Below are 16,159 nucleotides of genomic sequence, written 5' to 3'. Positions count from 1 at the left end.
GGGTTCCTACCGGTCTTGCTTCGGCTGCGGCGTGACGGCGTCGTTGCGGTCGCGCCACGGCGCCGGCGTCGCAGGCCGCAGGCTGCTATAGGGCGCGACGGTCGGCCGATAGCCGACAGGCGCGACCTTCGTCGCCGGATCGGCAGGATCGGCGCCTGCGAGCTGCGTGGCTGCCGGCATGCAGCCGGACAACGCCAGTGCTATCGCGGCCAGCAGCGGCCAATGAAATGAGAAGTGTCGTCCACGCGCCGCGGATGCGGCGGCGGACTTCGCCCCGGAAAGCGTAAGCATGATTCATCCCTGATCTGTCTTGAGACCACAGGTTCGCACGCGCGGACGCGCGCTAGGCCTGACGTCGTCGCGTCAGATCAGGCGATGGGAGGACGGTAGAGAAGGGGCGGCGCCGCGCTGTGCAGGCTGACCACGATCTCGGGCGCGCAGGCGGAGATGGGCTGAAGCGGCTTGGCGACGACGGGCAGATCGGCCGGCAGCGCACTCACGCACATCATCGCGCAGCACGGGCCCACTGTCCCTTTGCCGTCATGATGATGCGGAGCAGGAGCGTCCTGCGCCGCGGTCTGGGGATGCGCATGCGGTCCGGCGTGGTCATGCGACACGCCGTCATGCATGTGGCCGGCCTGCATCTGATGATGCACCGGCACGAGATCGGCGAGGAGCGCGTCGTCGAGACACGGCGCCGGACCGTTGCCCCAGGCAAGGCTTGCGGCCGGCGCGAGCACGCAGAACAGATAGGCGAGGGCGATGATTCGCCCCACCCTGATCCGCATCGATCGTGTCAATCGCAACAGCATTCCGCCGATAGGCTCCTCGCGCGGCAGTCTTGCACACGCAGATTGCAAACTAATGGCAAAACGCGCATCCGCCAAGCATCTTCTTACCGCAGTGCACCGCGCATGCCCAATATCACGCCACGAAGCTTGACCGTGTTCCGATCCGCGGGCCATGGTCCGGCCCGTGCACGCCCCAAATCATCCCGGACACACCTCAGACTCATTCAGCCCTGATTCCCGTCAGGCCTGGGTGCGGCTTGTCATTGCGCTTCTGATCGGATCGATCGGAGGCGTCGGCATGTGGGCGATCGTGGTCATGATTCCCGCGGTCCAGGCCGAATTCGCCGCCACGCGCGGCGCGGTGTCGCTGGCTTTCACCCTCATGATGTTCGGCTTCGGGCTTGGCGGCGTGATCGCCGGCAAGATCACCGACCGGTTCGGCATCGTGCCGGCGATGGCGATCAGCATCGCCTTCCTCGGCGTCGCCAATGTGCTCGCGGGCCTGTCTGGTCAGCTCTGGCAGTTCGTGGCGGCGTATTTCCTGATCGGGCTCGGCACCTCGGCGACCTTCGCGCCGCTGATGGCGGAGGCCTCGCACTGGTTCGAGCGCTATCGTGGCCTCGCCGTGACCATCGTCGCGAGCGGCAATTATTTCGCCGGCACGATGTGGCCTCCGATCGTGAGCTGGGGCATGCAGTCGATCGGCTGGCGCCACACCCATATCGGCATCGGCCTCGTCTGCGTGGGCCTGATGACGATCCTGGTGCTGGTGCTGCGCGCGCAGATGGGCCACGACCATGTCCGCGACCATGCCAATGCGCCGCCGCCGAGGGTCGATCTCAAGCTCTCGACCAACACGCTGACGGTGCTGCTCTCGATCGCCAGCATCTCCTGCTGCGTCGCCATGGCGATGCCGCAGGTGCATATCGTCGCCTATTGCGGCGACCTCGGCTATGGCGTGGCGCGCGGCGCCGAGATGCTGTCTTTGATGATGGCCTGCGGCATCGTCAGCCGGATCGGCTCGGGCTTTCTCGCCGACAAGATCGGCGGCGTCCGCACGCTGCTGGTCGGGTCGCTGGCGCAGGGCTTTGCGCTGGTGTTCTACCTGTTCTTCGACAGCCTCGCCTCGCTCTACCTGATCTCCGCGATGTTCGGCCTGTTCCAGGGCGGCATCGTGCCGAGTTACGCCATCATCGTGCGCGAGGCGATGCCGGCAGGCGAGGCGGCGACGCGCGTCGGCATCGTGATCTTCGCCTCGGTGTTCGGCATGTCCTTCGGCGGCTGGGTGTCGGGCGTCATCTTCGATGCCACCGGCTCGTATGCCGCGGCATTCGCGAATGGCGTGGCTTGGAACGCCGTCAATATCGCCATCGTCGTGCTGCTGCTGATCCGCTCGCGGATGGGTTCGGTCAAGACCGGTTTTGCGACTTAAACTGCTTGTCCCGCCTTCAGGAGCGAGCAGCCGGTGATCTTGTAGCTGCCGTCCGCCTGTTGCTCGAGCGTGTACAGAGCTTCCCAGGCTTCGCCATTGGCATCGACGATGTGGACGCGCTGCGCGATCCAGTTACCCTCGTTCTTGCTCTCGCCAAATTCAAAACTCTTGTGACGATAGACAGGGGCGTAGCCGTTCTGCACCATGGACATGAAGATGTCGGGGGCGGAGAAAATCTCCTTGATCGCCGGTGCGGCATAGGAATAGGCGGCCGTGGCATCGTCGCGCGCAAAAGCCTGTTCCTGGGCGCGGATGACGCCTTGCGCGGCGGTGACATCGTCGGCGAATGCTGAGACGGAGCTGAAGATAATACCGAGAGCGACGAGCAAGGCGGCAAAGCGCATGACAGGCTCCGCGTTCAAATTCCGGCGATGCTGATCCTAGCACGACCCTGGCAAGATACGGACGCGCTATCGCTTCCGTTTCACCGCCGACTTCGCGGGCTTGGCGCTGCGCGCCTTGGGCTTGCCGGCCGGCTGCACCCGCAGCCCGTCCACGAATACGTCGAGCATCCGCAGCACCGAGGATTGCCAGCCGGGCTGGTCGTGCATGTAGCACATGCCGATCAGAGCCCTGAGCAGGTCTTCCGGGCTGACATCGGCGCGCATCTCGCCGGCCGCGACGGCGCGGTCGAGCAGCGAGCCGATCGCCTTGGTCAGCCGGTCCATCGAGAAGGCCGCGAGTTCCGACGAGCTCTGGAAGGTCAGCGCCAGCGCCGCCGACATGCCTTTTTTGGTGGCCACGAATTCGACGCCGGAACGTAGCCAGCGGCGCAGCGCGTCGACAGGGTCCTTCGCAATCTTCAATTGCTCGGCGAGCTCGCTGAGCTGCTCGACCTCGCGCCGGTACACCGCCTCGAACAGATCCTCGCGCGTCGGGAAATGCCGATAGAGCGTGCCGATGCCGACGCCGGCACGCTTCGCCACCGCCTCCAGGCTCGCTTCCGGACCTCCCGCGTTGAACACGGCCTTGGCCGCTTCGAGCACGCGTTCGCGGTTGCGCACGGCATCGGCGCGGGGCTTTCGGGTCTGGTCGGTGTGGTCGTCCATGCCCGCAATGTAGATCACGAATAGGTTAGATTGAACCCTTGCAGGGCTGCATCGCGTTGGTGGCGCATGGGCTTTTGACGATTTCCAAATATTTTTCCGCGGCCCTTGTTAAGCGGAGGGTGCCTCCGTATCTTCGCTGGGATGTTGGCCGGCTTCCGCCTGGTCAGCGCATGTCGACGGCGGCCACGGCGGTGGCGCGCTGCGCGATCACTCATGTCCATATCTGATCGGAGCCTTGTATGAACCACTCCATCAGCCTCACCGTGAACGGTGCGCGGCGCGACTTCGTCCTCGACGATCCGCGCGTCACGCTGCTCGATCTCCTGCGTGAGCGCCTCCATCTGACCGGAACCAAGAAGGGATGCGACCGCGGCCAGTGCGGAGCCTGCACCATTCTCGTCGACGGCAAGCGCATCAATTCCTGCCTCGCGCTCGCCATCAGCCATGACGGCGCCGACATCCTCACCATCGAAGGCGTCGCGCGCGGCGACCAGCTCCACCCGGTGCAGGCCGCCTTCATCGCCCATGACGGATTCCAGTGCGGCTTCTGCACGCCCGGCCAGATCATGAGCGCGATCGGCATGATGCGCGAGGCCCAGGCCGGCGACGATCCCGAACGCATCCGCGAATGCATGAGCGGCAATCTCTGCCGCTGCGGCGCCTATGCCGGCATCGTCGATGCGGTGCGCGAGGCGCAAGAACGCATGGACGAATCCAATCAGAGGCGCTCCGCATGAAACCGTTCGATTATGTCAGGCCGGCTACGGTTGCCGAGGCCGTTGCCGCTGCCGCACAGCCGGGCGCGACCTATCTCGCCGCCGGCACCAATTTGCTCGATCTGATGAAGGGCGGTGTCAGCCGTCCGGATCGCCTGGTCGATGTCACGCATCTCGAGGGGCTCGACGGAATCGAGCATCTTGCCGACGGGTCGTTGCGCATCGGCGCGCTGGTGAGCAACGCCGATCTCGCGCACGATGCGGGCTTCGCAAGGTCCTATCCGGCGGTCGCCGAAGCGCTGCTCTCCGGCGCATCAGCGCAACTGCGCAATGCCGCCACCGTCGGCGGCAATCTGCTGCAACGGACGCGCTGTTCGTATTTCTATGACACGGCGAGCCGCTGCAACAAGCGCGAGGCGGGCAGTGGCTGCGACGCCCGCGACGGCGAGAACCGCGCCCATGCCGTACTCGGTTGGAGCGAGAGCTGCATCGCCACGCATCCCTCGGACTTCTGCGTTCCCCTGGTCGCACTCGATGCCATCATCGAGATCGAGGGCAGGAACGGCCGTCGCGAGATCGGGCTGGACGAACTGCATCGCCTGCCCGGCGATACGCCTCAGCGCGAGTCCGCGCTCGAAGCCGGCGACCTGATCACGGCGGTGCGTCTGCCGCCGGCGGCACGCGACTTTGCGGCGCATGCGCGCTACCTCAAGGTTCGCGAGCGTACCTCTTACGCCTTTGCCGTCGTCTCGGCCGCCGCTGCGTTGCAGATCGAGAACGGCAAGATCAAGGAGGCGCGGATCGCGCTCGGCGGCGTTGCCGCAAAGCCCTGGCGTGCGCGCACCGCGGAAGACGTTCTCAAGGGTGTTACGCCAACGGCCGACGCCTTCCAGGAAGCCGCTTGGCGCGCGCTCACCGACGCAAAACCGTCCGGCGACAACGCCTTCAAGATCGAGCTCGCCCGCCGCATCGTCGTGCGCGCGCTGACCCTCGCCGCCGCCGGTACGCCGGCGCGCCTGCCGGCGCTGCCGGCCTCTCCCTTTGCCTCGACATCCGGAGCCATCCATGCCTGAGCTCAATCTCACCAGCGCTCCCGCCAATCTGCGCCACGGCTCGAACATCGGCCAGCCGCTGACCCGGCGCGACGGCATCCTCAAGGTCAAGGGTCAGGCGACCTATGCCGCCGACAATCATCCGCCCGGCATGCTGTTTGCGGTGATGGCGGTCTCGAGCATTTCGCGCGGCCGCGTGACCTCGCTCGATGTCACGGCTGCCAAGCGCCATCCCGGCGTCGTCGACGTCATGACATCAGACCACAAGCCGCCGCTCGCGGTCGACCCGGAGATCAAGACCAACCCGTTCGTGTTCCGGATGGAGGTGCTGCAGAGCGACGAGGTTCGCTACGCCAACCAGCCGATCGCCGTCGTGATCGCCGAGACGCTGGAGGCGGCGACGGAAGGCGCGGTGCTGCTGGCGCCGCGCTACGAGACGCTGCCTGCGCTCGTCGGCCTCGATGCCGGCGAAAGCTACGTGCCGCCGGTCGTCGGCGTCGGCAATCCCACCGAAAATAACCGCGGCGACGTCGAGGCGGGCCTTGCCTCGGCCGAGAAGCAGATCGACGCGACGTACGAGACGCCGCCGCAATATCACAACGCGATGGAGCCGCATGCGATCGTGGCCAGCTGGGACGGGGACAATCTGTCGGTCGACATGCCGACCCAGGGCCTGATGCTGTCGCTCGGGCGCATCGCCGAGCTGTTCGGCATTGCGCCTGACAAGATCCACATCCGCAGCCCGTTCCTCGGCGGCGGTTTCGGCTCCAAGGGGCTGATGTCCGGCCCGCCGACCCTCGGCATCATGGCCGCCAAGCTCGTCGGCCGACCCGTGAAGCTCGTGCTGCGCCGTGAGCAGATGTATGGCCCGGTCGGCCATCGTGCGCCGACGCGCCAGCGGCTGCGCATCGGTGCCGACGGCGAGGGGCGCCTGACCGCGCTCGATCATCATGCGAGGACCGTGTCGAGTACGTTCGACGATTTCTACGAGCCGGCGGCCGATGCCTCGCACACGCTCTATGCGAGCCCCGCGATCCGCACCTCGCACGATGCCGTGCGCGTCAACACCGGCACGCCGCTGTTCATGCGCGCCCCCGGTGAGGCGACCGGCTCGATCGCGCTGGAAAGCGCGATCGACGAGATGGCCTGGGCCTGCGGCATCGATCCGCTTGCGTTCCGTCTGAGGAACTACGCCGAGGTCGAGCCGATCACGGGAAAGCCGTTCTCATCCAAGGCGCTGCGTGCCTGCTACGAACAGGGCGCCGCGCGCTTCGGCTGGGCCAAGCGCTCGCTCCAGCCGCGGCAGATGCGCGACGATGCCGGTCTTCTGGTCGGCTGGGGCATGGGCACCGCGACCTTCCCGGCGCTGATGTTCCAGGCGGAAGCGCGCGCGGCGATCCGCCGCGACGGCACCGGCGCGATGGAGATCGGTGCGCACGACATGGGGCAGGGCGCCTGGACGGCACTCGCCCAGATCGCAGCCGACGGTCTCGGTCTCGATATCGACCGCGTCGAATTCAAGGCCGGCACGTCGGACCTGCCCGACGCCGGCATTGCCGGCGGCTCGGCGCACACGGCGACCGCGGGCGCTGCGATCCACAGCGCCGGCGCGGCCGTGATTGCAAAGCTCGCCGATCTCGCCACCAGTGACGAGCGCTCGCCGCTGTTCGGAGCGGGCAATGCGGGCGTGGTCGCGCGTGACGGAAAGCTGTTCCGGCGTGACGACGAGAGTCGCGGCGAGAGCTATGCCGAGATCCTCGCGCGTGCCGGCGTCGCAGAGGTCGAGGCGCGTGGCACTGGCGCGCCGAATCCTGCGGCGATGGAGGAGTATGCGATGCACGCCCATGGCGCGGTGTTCGCGGAGGTGAAGGTCGATCCCGAACTCGGCCAGGTCCGCGTCACGCGCATGGTCGGCGCCTTCGCCGCGGGGCGCATCGTCAATCCGCATCTGGTGAAGAGCCAGCTGTTCGGCGGCATGATCTGGGGCATGTCCTTTGCGCTGCACGAGGAGGCCATCACCGACCGTCGCAGCGGCCGGATCATGAACGCCAATCTCGGCGAGTACCACATCCCCGTGAATGCCGACGTGCCGCCGCTCGACGTGATCATGGTCGAGGAGCACGACCCGCATGTGAATGCGCTCGGCATCAAGGGCGTCGGCGAGATCGGCATCACCGGCAGCGCCGGCGCAGTCGCCAACGCGGTCTGGCACGCGACCGGCGTGCGGGTGCGGCGTTTTCCGATCCGGATCGAGCAATTGCTGACGCAGTCTTGAACGCTGCGGCGATATCAAATGAGAGTCGCGCGGAGAAGGCCGCGCGGCCAGCGACCCGCGTCGCAGCGTCAGTTCATCTTCCGCCGGAGGGCCTTGATCGCCTCTCGCTGCGTCTCGATGTATTGGGCGATGGCCTCGCGCAGCTCGCGCGAGTGGAGCTTGTCGGCATCGCGCCGAACTTCGTCGAGCGCGGCTTCTGCATTGGCGAGCGTGATCTTCATCGGCGAGCCCTGTTACGAAGCGGCCCCGGAGCGCCTAGGAGTCCGGGGCCATAACCTCAGCACCTTTGCGCCAGGCTGCTCGGCTACGGTTCGTAATATATAGCGGTTCGGCTCGCTGAAATTGAGATGGCTCAAACTCCGTAAGATACCGGGCCGTCCGAAACATTCCGGTGGATCTTGATGTGCGTCAAAACGTCGGCGGCGTGCAGGCCGAGATCACTTCGCACGGCTTGCCGCCGACGCAGCGGAAGCGATGCGGGCGGCGGCTCTCGAAATAATAGGCATCGCCGGGATTGAGGATGCGGCGTTCGTCCTCGACGGTGACTTCGAGCTTGCCCGAGATCACGATGCCGCCTTCCTCGCCGTCATGGACGAGGTGAACGCGTCCAGTGTCGCTGCCGGGCTCGTAGCGCTCCTTCAAAATCTGGAGGCTGCGGCCGAACAGATTGTCGCCGACTTGCCGATACGAGATCGGCTTCTTGCCGACCTCGGTCAGCTCTTCGGCGCGATAGAAGATCTTGCGCCGGCTCTCCGGCTCCAGTGCGAAGAACTCGGCGAGCCCCATCGGGATGCCGTCGAGGATGCGCTTGAGCGCGCCGACGGACGGGTTCATCTGGTTGGATTCGATCAGCGAAATCGTCGAATTGGTGACGCCGGCGCGCTTGGCAAGCTCGCGCTGCGACAGCTTCTGGCGCGCCCGGATGAATCGCAGCCGTCCACCGATGTCGACGCTCATGCCCCTGGTCCCTGTTGCAGGTGTTGCGGATCGCGCAAATATGGACCAGCGGCCCCAGTGAAATCAATGGCTTGCAGCTCACCAGAAAAGGACTTGTTGCGCCTTGGAAGCCGTGCCTCTGCTAGCAGATCAGCAAAGGAGCGCGGCCGTGACCCTTCATCAGATTCCGAACACCATCAAGACCGACTCGTTCTGGATGCCGTTCACGGCCAACCGGCAGTTCAAGAAGGCGCCGCGCCTGTTCTCCTCGGCCGAGGGCATGCACTACACCACCGTCGACGGCCGCAAGGTGATCGACGGCTCCGCCGGCCTCTGGTGCGTCAATGCCGGCCACGGCCGCAAGCAGATCGCCGCCGCGGTCGAGCGGCAGCTGATGACGCTGGACTTCGCGCCCACGTTCCAGATGGGCCATCCGCTGGCGTTCGACTTTGCCGAGCGGCTCGCCGAGATCGCGCCGAAGGGCCTCGACCGCGTCTTCTTCACCAACTCCGGCTCCGAGTCGGTGGACACCGCGCTCAAGATCGCGCTCGCCTATCATCGCGCCACCGGCCAGTCGAGCCGCACCCGCCTGATCGGCCGCGAGCGCGGCTATCACGGCGTCGGCTTCGGCGGCACGTCGGTCGGCGGAATGGTCGCCAACCGCCGCGCTTTCGCGACCCTGCTGCCGGGCGTCGACCACATCCGCCACACCCATGATCTCAGCCGCAACGCCTTCGCCAAGGATCAGCCGGAGCATGGTGCCGAGCTCGCCGACGATCTCGAGCGCCTGGTGGCCTTGCACGGCGCCGAGACGATCGCCGCCGTCATCGTCGAGCCGGTGCCGGGTTCGACCGCAGTGCTGCCGCCGCCGAAGGGCTATCTCCAGCGCCTGCGCGAGATCTGCGACAAGCACGGCATTCTCCTGATCTTCGACGAGGTCATCACCGGTTTCGGCCGCCTCGGCACGCCGTTCGCCGCCAACTTCTTCGGCGTCACGCCGGACCTGATGACGACGGCCAAGGGCATCACCAACGGCACCATTCCCTGCGGCGCGGTGTTCGCCAGCCGCAAGATTCACGACGGCATGATGGTCGGCCCCGAGAACCAGATGGAGCTGTTCCACGGCTACACCTACTCCGCGCATCCGACCGCCTGCGCCGCGGGTATTGCGACGCTCGACATCTACAAGGACGAGGGCCTGCTCACGCGCGGGGCCTCGATCGCCGAATACTGGCGCGATGCGCTGCATTCGCTGAAGGGCCTGCCCAACGTCGTCGACATCCGCAATTGCGGCCTGATGGGCGCGGTCGAGCTGTCGTCGCGTGACGGCGCGGTCGGCGCGCGCGGCTACGACGTGATGGTCGACTGCTTCAATCGCGGCCTGTACTTCCGCATGAGCGGCGACTCCTTCGCGCTGTCGCCGCCGCTCATCGTCGAGAAGAGCCACATCGACGACATCGTGTCGATCCTGGGCGACGCCATCAAGCGGGTGGCCTGATAATTGCTCTCGCCGTTGCGAGTTGTTTCCTTGCAGCGGCGAGCGTGATGCCGCGGGAGTTTGACCAAGCGTGAAAGTTCTGATCCTCGGCAGCGGTGTCATCGGTGTCACCTCTGCCTACTACCTCGCCCGTGCCGGCCACGAAGTGACCGTCGTCGACCGGCAGCCCGAGCCGGCACTGGAGACATCCTTCGCCAATGCCGGCGAGGTGTCGCCCGGCTATTCCTCGCCGTGGGCCGGACCCGGGGTGCCGGTGAAGGCGGTCAAGTGGCTCTTGATGAAGCACGGCCCGCTGGTGATCCGGCCGAAGCTCGATCCCGTGATGTGGGTCTGGCTGCTCAAGATGCTGCGCAACTGCACCAGCGCGCGCTACGCGGTCAACAAGAGCCGGATGATCCCGATCGCGGAATACAGCCGCGACTGCCTGCGCGACCTGCGCCGCGACATCGGCATTCAATATGACGAGCGCTCGCAGGGCACGCTCCAGCTGTTCCGCTACCAGGCGCAGCTCGACGGCACCGGCGAAGACATCGCCGTGCTCAAGCAATATGGAGTGCCCTTTGAGGTGCTGAGCCGCGAGGGCTGCATCGCTGTCGAGCCGGCGCTCGCCGGCGTGAAGGAGAAGTTCGCCGGCGGACTTCGCCTGCCGCAGGACGAGACCGGCGACTGCCACATGTTCACGCAGGCGCTGGCCAAGCACGCCCAGGCGCTCGGTGTGCGCTTCATGTTCAACACCGGCATCGACCGCATCGTCACGGACGGTGCGCGCGTCAGCGGCGTCGCGACCAGCGCCGGCCTGTTGCAGGCCGACGCCTACGTCCTCGCGCTCGGAAGCTGGTCGTCGCGGCTCGCTGCGCCGCTCGGCATCTCGCTGCCGGTCTATCCGGTGAAGGGCTATTCGATCACGGTGCCGATCAAGGACGCCTCAGGCGCGCCGGAATCGACTGTGATGGACGAGAGCTACAAGGTCGCGATCACGCGCCTCGGCAATCGCATCCGTGTCGGCGGCACCGCCGAAATCTCGGGCTATTCGAGCAAGCTCTATGATGCGCGCCGCGCCACCCTCGATCACTCCTTGACCGAACTATTCCCGCGCGGCGGCGATCTCTCGAAAGCGACGTTCTGGAGCGGCCTGCGCCCGATGACGCCGGACGGCCCGCCGGTGATCGGCCCGACCCAATACGCCAACCTCCACCTCAACACCGGCCACGGCACGCTCGGCTGGACCATGTCCTGCGGTTCGGGGCGGGTGCTCGCGGACATGCTGTCGGGCAAGAAGCCGGACATCGACGTCAGCGCGCTGACGGTGGATCGGTACGCACACCGGTTTGGGTGAGACTCTATCCCCTCGTCATTGCGAGGAGCCGTTGCGACGAAGCAATCCAGAATGCCTCCGCGGTGAGAGTCTGGATTGCTTCGCTCGCAATGACGGTGTGGAGGCAGCGCGCATTTATTCTATTCCCGTCACCCTGAGGTGTGAGCTGCACGGCGCAACGCGCGGTGCAGCGAGCCTCGAAGGGCGACGGCCCGGCTGTATCGGGGCCGCTCATCCTTCGAGGCTCCCCATGTGACGGGACGGAGAGTAGAGGGCTTACCCCGCCGCGGTCACGCAATTCACCCACAGCACCACCGCCTTCGCATCCTGCGCCGGATTGGAAAACCGGTGCGGCCTGCGGCTCGCGAACCGAAAGCTGTCGCCGGTCTTCAGCGACCACGTCTCGCTGTCCACCGTCAACATCATCTCGCCTTCGAGCACGAGGCCGGCTTCCTCGCCGTCATGGGTGTAGAGTTCGTCGCCCGCGGAGCCGCCCGGATCGATGTGCACCAGGAACAGGTTGAGCCGGTTGTCGCTGCCCGCGGCGCTCAGCAATTGCTTCGAAATTCCGCTGCGCCAGAGTTTCAGTTCCGGTCGCTGAAGCCCGCGCGTCACCACCTGGTCGGAGGCTCCGTCGGCACTTGGGTTCGAACCGAACAAAGCCGCCATGCCGACGCCGAGCACGTCGGAGAGCGTTGCCAGCACGCGCAGCGACGGCGACGACAGGCCGCGCTCGATCTGGCTGAGGAAGCCGATCGACAGGCCGGTGCGCGCCGCGACGGTCTCGAGCGAGAATTGCCTGATCCGCCGGAGATCGCGGATGCGGCGGCCGACTGCAACGTCCATTGCAGGCTCCGCGGGCTTCGCGATAGCCTTCCTGGCGTCCTTGGCCACCTTGACCGCCTTTGCGGCGGCCGGTTTGCGCATTCTTTTGCCACCGCTCACGTCAAACCGCTTCCTTCATGTGCATGAAAACCGCTTGCATCACCTGCGAAAGTGTGACCAAATTTTCATATTGGTGAAAATAGGCCGAAACGGCTTGGCCCGCAACGTCTGCGATCAAGACATCTGCGAGCGCCGCCATCGGCCGGACCCAAAGGGGGATGCGATGGCGTTGAAGCGTTTTGGTCTGGCCGCGGTCGCGGCGCTCGCGATTGCAGCGGTGATGCCGGCTTCGGCGCAGCAGGTGCTGAAGGTCGGCTCGACGCCGACAGGCATTCCCTTCACCTTCCTCGACACCAAGACCAACACCATCCAGGGCATCATGGTCGACATCGTCACCGAAGTCGGCAAGGACGCCGGCCTCAGTGTGCAGATCGAGCCGATGGCGTTCTCAGCGCTGATCCCGTCGCTGACCTCGAGCAAGATCGACATCATTGCGGCTGCGATGTTCATCACGGCACCGCGCAAGGAGGTCATCGACTTCTCAGACCCTATCTACACCTATGGTGAAGGCCTCGTCGTACCGAAAAGCGACACCAAGGCCTATGCCACGCAGGATGATCTGAAGGGCGAGACGGTCGGCGCACAGGTCGGCACCGCCTTCGTCGATGCGCTGAAGAAGTCCGGACTGTTCGCCGACGTCAAGGCCTACGACACCATCCCGGACATCCTGCGCGACGTGAACACCGGTCGCCTCAAGGCTGGCTACGCCGACTATCCGATCCTCGCCTACAATCTGAAGCAGGGCGGCTTCCCCGAGGTGCGTCTCGTCGACGGCTACAAGCCCGTCACCGTCGGCTCGGTCGGCATCGGCGTGCGCAAGGGCGAGACCGCGCTGCTCGGCAAGATCAACGCCTCGCTGGCAAAGCTGAAGGCTAACGGCACCATCGACAAGATCCTCGAGAAGTGGGGCCAGAAGGCTCAGGGCTGATCGTTAGACGCTGATCGAAGGCTGCCCGATGAAAGGCTTTTGGCACGACGCGGCCGAGTTCTTCCCGATTCTGATGAGCGGCGTCGCGCTGACGATCATCGTCACCATCGGCTCGCTGCTGCTCTCGACGGTGCTGGGTCTGATCTGGGCGATGATGCGGGTCTCCGGCATCAAGGTGCTGTCGATGCTCAGCGCCAGCCTGATCAACGTGATCCGGGGTATCCCGATCATCGTGCTCTTGTTCTACCTCTATTTCGTGATGCCCGATCTCGGTGTCACGCTGTCGGCCTTGCAGGCCGCGATCCTCGGGCTCGGCATCGCCTATTCGGCCTACCAGGCCGAGAATTTCCGCGCGGGCATCGAGGCGATCGACAAGGGCCAGATCGAGGCGGCGCAGTCGATCGGCATGGGCTGGTGGCTGACGATGCGCCGCGTGGTGCTGCCGCAGGCGGTGCGCATCGTGCTGCCTCCTTACGGCAACGTCATGATCATGATGCTGAAGGATTCCTCGCAAGCCTCCACGATCACGGTCGCTGAGCTAGCGCTCCAGGGCAAGCTGATTGCGTCCTCGACCTTCAAGAACACCAATGTGTTCACGCTGGTCGCGCTGATGTACCTCACCATGAGCATCCCGCTGATCCTGCTGGTCCGTCACTTCGAAAAGCGGGCGGGCAAGAAATGATCGAGCTCACAGACGTCCACAAGAGCTTTGGCCAGAACGAGGTGCTCAAGGGCATCACGGCCTCCGTCCAGAAGGGCGAGGTGGTCTGCATCGTCGGCCCCTCCGGTTCCGGCAAGTCGACCATTTTGCGTTGCATCAACGGGCTGGAAAGCTACGACCGCGGCGAGATCAGCGTCGAAGGATTGAAGGTCGACCGCGATGCGCCGTCGATCGTGAAAGTGCGCACCCAGGTCTCGATGGTGTTCCAGCGCTTCAACCTGTTTCCGCATCGCACGGTGCTGGAGAACGTGGTCGAGGGGCCGCTCTATGTGAAGAAGGAGCCGCGTGCGCAGGTGCTCGAGCGCGGCCGCGTGCTGCTTGCCCAGGTCGGCCTCGCTGAGAAAGCCGACGCGCACCCGCCGCAGCTGTCCGGCGGCCAGCAGCAGCGCGTCGCAATCGCTCGCGCGCTCGCGATGCAGCCCAAGGCCATCCTGTTCGACGAGCCGACCTCGGCGCTCGATCCCGAGCTCGTCGGCGATGTCCTCGGCGTGATGCGCAAGCTCGCCGACGACGGCATGACCATGGTCGTCGTCACCCACGAGATGGGTTTTGCGCGCGACGTCGCCGACCGCGTGCTGTTCATCGACGGCGGCGTCATCGTCGAGCAGGGGGCGGCCAAATCGGTGCTCAACCAACCCCAGCACCCGCGCACGCAGGATTTCCTGCGCCGTGTGCTGCATCCGCTCTGATCGGTCTTCGCCATGACTGCGCGCCTGCCTCTGCCGCCCTCGCTTTATGCCGACACCGCCGTAGCGCCGGTCGCCACGCCGCCGCTCGACGTCGACAAGACCGTCTCCGTCGCGATTATCGGCGGCGGCTACACCGGCCTGTCCACCGCGCTGCATCTGGCGGAGCAGGGCGTCGAGGCCTTGGTGCTGGAGGCGCAGGAGCCGGGCTGGGGCGCGTCCGGCAACAACGGCGGCCACACCAATCCCGGCTTGAAGCACGACCCCGATCAGATCGAGGCCGATTTCGGCACTGAACTTGGCCGCCGCATGATCGAGTTCTCGTACGGCACCACCAATTTCACCCACGAGCTGATCCGTCGCTACCAGATCCCGTGCGAGGCGCGGCAGAACGGAACGCTACGTGCAGCGTACAACGAGGCCAGTGCCGCTGCGATCGAGAAGACCGCGCAGCAATGCATCCGCCGCGGCATGCCGGTGACATATCTGAACCGCGAGCAGCTGCGCGAGATGACCGGCTCCGACCGCTATATCGGCGCCATGCTGGACACGCGCGGCGGCGACCTGCATCCCCTCAGCTACGCTCGCGGTCTCGCGCGCGCCGCGATCTCGGCGGGCGCGAAGGTGCATGGCGAGACGCCGGCGCTGTCGCTGCGCCGCGACGGCGCGCATTGGCGCATCGAGACGCCGCGCGCGGTTGTTCGTGCAGAAAAAGTGCTGCTCGCGACCAACGGCTTCACCGATGATCTCTGGCCGGCGCTTCGTCGCACCATCGTGCCGGTGTTTTCCTCGATCGTCGCCTCCGCGCCGCTCTCCGACGAGGTTGCCCGTTCGATCATGCCGACGCGTCCCGTGCTCTACGAGAGCGGCCACATCACGGTCTATTACCGCGTCGACCAGCAGAACCGCCTCTTGATGGGCGGCCGCGGCCCGATGCGCTGGATCAACTCGCCGTCGGATGTCGCCTATCTCATCCGCTACGCCGAGCGGCTATGGCCGCAACTCAAAGGCGTCGCCTGGACCCATGGCTGGAATAGCCGGCTCGCGATCACCACGGACCACTATCCGCATGTGCATGAGCCGGCCGAAAGTATCCTGATCTCGCTCGGCTGCAACGGCCGCGGCGTCGCGCTCTCCACCGCGATGGGCGCGCAGCTTGCCCGCCGCCTGATCGGCGGCGCCAAGGCCGAGATCGACATGCCCGTCACCGGCATCAAGCCGATCCCGATGCATGCATTCTGGCCGGTGGGGGTAACGACCGCGGTCATCACGGGGCGGGTGCGGGACCGTCTCGGCATATGAAGAAGGCGCCGCCTTGTCAGGGGCGGCGCCTTGCAGGAATTGCAGATCGCGTCAGCAGCGGCCCTGCTTCCACAGTCCGGGCGGGCACCCGTAACCGCGCCAGCCGACCTTGCGCCCATGCGACCATCCGGGCGGTGTGCCATGGTGATGATGGCCCATCGCGTGGCCATGACCGTGCCCGTAGCCATGCCCGCCCTTGGCCAGGGCAGGGCTGGCAAATGTGAGGCCGGCCGCAATAATCAGCGATGCGGCGAGCGCAAGTTTCTTCATCGTGTCCTCCAGAGGGGCGAGCGCATTTGTCCGTTCAATGAACGGACGGTGCGCAGCTAAGTTCCCTGCAAATGTGGAGGAGTCGTGACGCACGCGGAGATGCGCGATTGCGCATCGGCTCAACGCGTGCTGGCACATCCCCGCTTGCGACGTGCCCGCGGTTCACCGCTGGCACGCGCTCCC

At 65.9% G+C, this 16,159-nt stretch carries 19 protein-coding genes; 10 read left to right on the top strand and 9 right to left on the bottom strand.

The features are described 5' to 3' along the window. Window positions 1-6: 6 nt before the first annotated feature. A complete protein-coding gene (locus A3M7_RS0143510; RefSeq protein ID WP_027549528.1) occupies window positions 7-291 on the bottom strand; it encodes a hypothetical protein in 285 nt (94 codons plus the stop codon). Between the two features lie 77 nt (window positions 292-368). Beyond that, the gene (locus A3M7_RS0143505; RefSeq protein ID WP_027549527.1) at window positions 369-812 is read right to left on the bottom strand and encodes a hypothetical protein; all 444 of its coding nucleotides are present in this window, start codon (window positions 810-812) and stop codon (window positions 369-371) included. A 151-nt stretch (window positions 813-963) separates the two neighbouring features. Between A3M7_RS0143505 and A3M7_RS0143500 the strand changes: the two genes are divergently transcribed. Next, on the top strand, window positions 964-2,223 hold the full coding sequence (locus tag A3M7_RS0143500) for an MFS transporter (RefSeq protein ID WP_027549526.1): 1,260 nt from the start codon (window positions 964-966) through the stop codon (window positions 2,221-2,223). Here A3M7_RS0143500 and A3M7_RS0143495 read toward each other — a convergent pair. Together A3M7_RS0143495 and A3M7_RS0143490 are read right to left on the bottom strand one after the other, a co-directional pair. Beyond that, a complete protein-coding gene (locus A3M7_RS0143495) occupies window positions 2,220-2,627 on the bottom strand; it encodes a DUF4864 domain-containing protein (RefSeq protein WP_027549525.1) in 408 nt (135 codons plus the stop codon). The two genes, A3M7_RS0143500 and A3M7_RS0143495, sit on opposite strands and share 4 nt — an antisense overlap. Window positions 2,628-2,693: 66 nt before the next feature. Then, window positions 2,694-3,332 carry a TetR/AcrR family transcriptional regulator gene (locus A3M7_RS0143490; RefSeq protein ID WP_027549524.1) on the bottom strand — a complete coding sequence of 213 codons (639 nt, stop codon included), beginning with the start codon at window positions 3,330-3,332 and terminating at the stop codon, window positions 2,694-2,696. Window positions 3,333-3,571: 239 nt separating this feature from the next. Here A3M7_RS0143490 and A3M7_RS0143485 point away from each other — a divergent pair, with 239 nt between their 5' ends. From A3M7_RS0143485 to A3M7_RS0143475, 3 genes are read left to right on the top strand one after another with little or no spacing between them, the layout of a single operon-like run. Beyond that, window positions 3,572-4,069, top strand: coding sequence for a (2Fe-2S)-binding protein (locus A3M7_RS0143485; RefSeq protein ID WP_027549523.1), 498 nt, complete (start codon window positions 3,572-3,574; stop codon window positions 4,067-4,069). Next, complete coding sequence (locus A3M7_RS0143480; protein ID WP_027549522.1) at window positions 4,066-5,121, top strand: xanthine dehydrogenase family protein subunit M; 1,056 nt, start codon at window positions 4,066-4,068, stop codon at window positions 5,119-5,121. The genes A3M7_RS0143485 and A3M7_RS0143480 overlap by 4 nt, the downstream gene beginning before the upstream one ends. Then, window positions 5,114-7,375, top strand: a complete 2,262-nt coding sequence (locus A3M7_RS0143475) for a xanthine dehydrogenase family protein molybdopterin-binding subunit (RefSeq protein ID WP_027549521.1) — start codon at window positions 5,114-5,116, stop codon at window positions 7,373-7,375. The genes A3M7_RS0143480 and A3M7_RS0143475 overlap by 8 nt, the downstream gene beginning before the upstream one ends. Window positions 7,376-7,443: 68 nt before the next feature. Here the strand turns inward: A3M7_RS0143475 and A3M7_RS50245 are convergent, their stop codons facing one another. After that, window positions 7,444-7,596: a hypothetical protein gene (locus A3M7_RS50245; protein ID WP_167771203.1), complete on the bottom strand. Its 153-nt coding sequence runs from the start codon at window positions 7,594-7,596 to the stop codon at window positions 7,444-7,446. A 187-nt stretch (window positions 7,597-7,783) separates the two neighbouring features. Beyond that, window positions 7,784-8,332 (bottom strand): cupin domain-containing protein, encoded by a 549-nt coding sequence (locus A3M7_RS0143465; RefSeq protein WP_011085008.1) that lies wholly within the window; start codon window positions 8,330-8,332, stop codon window positions 7,784-7,786. Window positions 8,333-8,480: 148 nt separating this feature from the next. On the opposite strand from A3M7_RS0143465, the gene A3M7_RS0143460 reads away from it, so the two are divergent. Both A3M7_RS0143460 and A3M7_RS0143455 read left to right on the top strand, forming a co-directional pair. Beyond that, on the top strand, window positions 8,481-9,809 hold the full coding sequence (locus A3M7_RS0143460; RefSeq protein ID WP_049824059.1) for an aspartate aminotransferase family protein: 1,329 nt from the start codon (window positions 8,481-8,483) through the stop codon (window positions 9,807-9,809). Window positions 9,810-9,879: 70 nt separating this feature from the next. Beyond that, on the top strand, window positions 9,880-11,145 hold the full coding sequence (locus A3M7_RS0143455) for a D-amino acid dehydrogenase (RefSeq protein ID WP_027549519.1): 1,266 nt from the start codon (window positions 9,880-9,882) through the stop codon (window positions 11,143-11,145). 255 nt (window positions 11,146-11,400) lie between these two features. Here A3M7_RS0143455 and A3M7_RS0143450 read toward each other — a convergent pair whose 3' ends face one another. Both A3M7_RS0143450 and A3M7_RS50240 read right to left on the bottom strand, forming a co-directional pair. Continuing rightward, window positions 11,401-12,051, bottom strand: a complete 651-nt coding sequence (locus A3M7_RS0143450) for a helix-turn-helix domain-containing protein (RefSeq protein ID WP_049824058.1) — start codon at window positions 12,049-12,051, stop codon at window positions 11,401-11,403. A gap of 19 nt (window positions 12,052-12,070) precedes the next feature. After that, the gene (locus A3M7_RS50240) at window positions 12,071-12,208 is read right to left on the bottom strand and encodes a hypothetical protein (RefSeq protein WP_177234631.1); all 138 of its coding nucleotides are present in this window, start codon (window positions 12,206-12,208) and stop codon (window positions 12,071-12,073) included. 24 nt (window positions 12,209-12,232) lie between these two features. On the opposite strand from A3M7_RS50240, the gene A3M7_RS0143440 reads away from it, so the two are divergent. From A3M7_RS0143440 to A3M7_RS0143425, 4 genes are read left to right on the top strand one after another with little or no spacing between them, the layout of a single operon-like run. Continuing rightward, the gene (locus tag A3M7_RS0143440; RefSeq protein WP_084303051.1) at window positions 12,233-12,997 is read left to right on the top strand and encodes an ABC transporter substrate-binding protein; all 765 of its coding nucleotides are present in this window, start codon (window positions 12,233-12,235) and stop codon (window positions 12,995-12,997) included. 28 nt (window positions 12,998-13,025) lie between these two features. Continuing rightward, window positions 13,026-13,679 carry an amino acid ABC transporter permease gene (locus tag A3M7_RS0143435; protein ID WP_027549516.1) on the top strand — a complete coding sequence of 218 codons (654 nt, stop codon included), beginning with the start codon at window positions 13,026-13,028 and terminating at the stop codon, window positions 13,677-13,679. Then, on the top strand, window positions 13,676-14,407 hold the full coding sequence (locus tag A3M7_RS0143430) for an amino acid ABC transporter ATP-binding protein (protein ID WP_027549515.1): 732 nt from the start codon (window positions 13,676-13,678) through the stop codon (window positions 14,405-14,407). The genes A3M7_RS0143435 and A3M7_RS0143430 overlap by 4 nt, the downstream gene beginning before the upstream one ends. 12 nt (window positions 14,408-14,419) lie before the next feature. Next, window positions 14,420-15,706 carry an FAD-binding oxidoreductase gene (locus tag A3M7_RS0143425; protein ID WP_027549514.1) on the top strand — a complete coding sequence of 429 codons (1,287 nt, stop codon included), beginning with the start codon at window positions 14,420-14,422 and terminating at the stop codon, window positions 15,704-15,706. A 51-nt stretch (window positions 15,707-15,757) separates the two neighbouring features. Here A3M7_RS0143425 and A3M7_RS50235 read toward each other — a convergent pair whose 3' ends face one another. Beyond that, on the bottom strand, window positions 15,758-15,976 hold the full coding sequence (locus A3M7_RS50235; protein WP_198033928.1) for a hypothetical protein: 219 nt from the start codon (window positions 15,974-15,976) through the stop codon (window positions 15,758-15,760). Window positions 15,977-16,159: the final 183 nt, after the last annotated feature.

Origin of the sequence: Bradyrhizobium sp. WSM2254, assembly GCF_000472645.1 — a bacterium.
In the GTDB taxonomy this organism is placed as follows: domain Bacteria; phylum Pseudomonadota; class Alphaproteobacteria; order Rhizobiales; family Xanthobacteraceae; genus Bradyrhizobium; species Bradyrhizobium niftali.
Note: the sequence above shows the minus strand (reverse complement) of the source record. Positions and strands in the feature narration are given on the sequence as shown.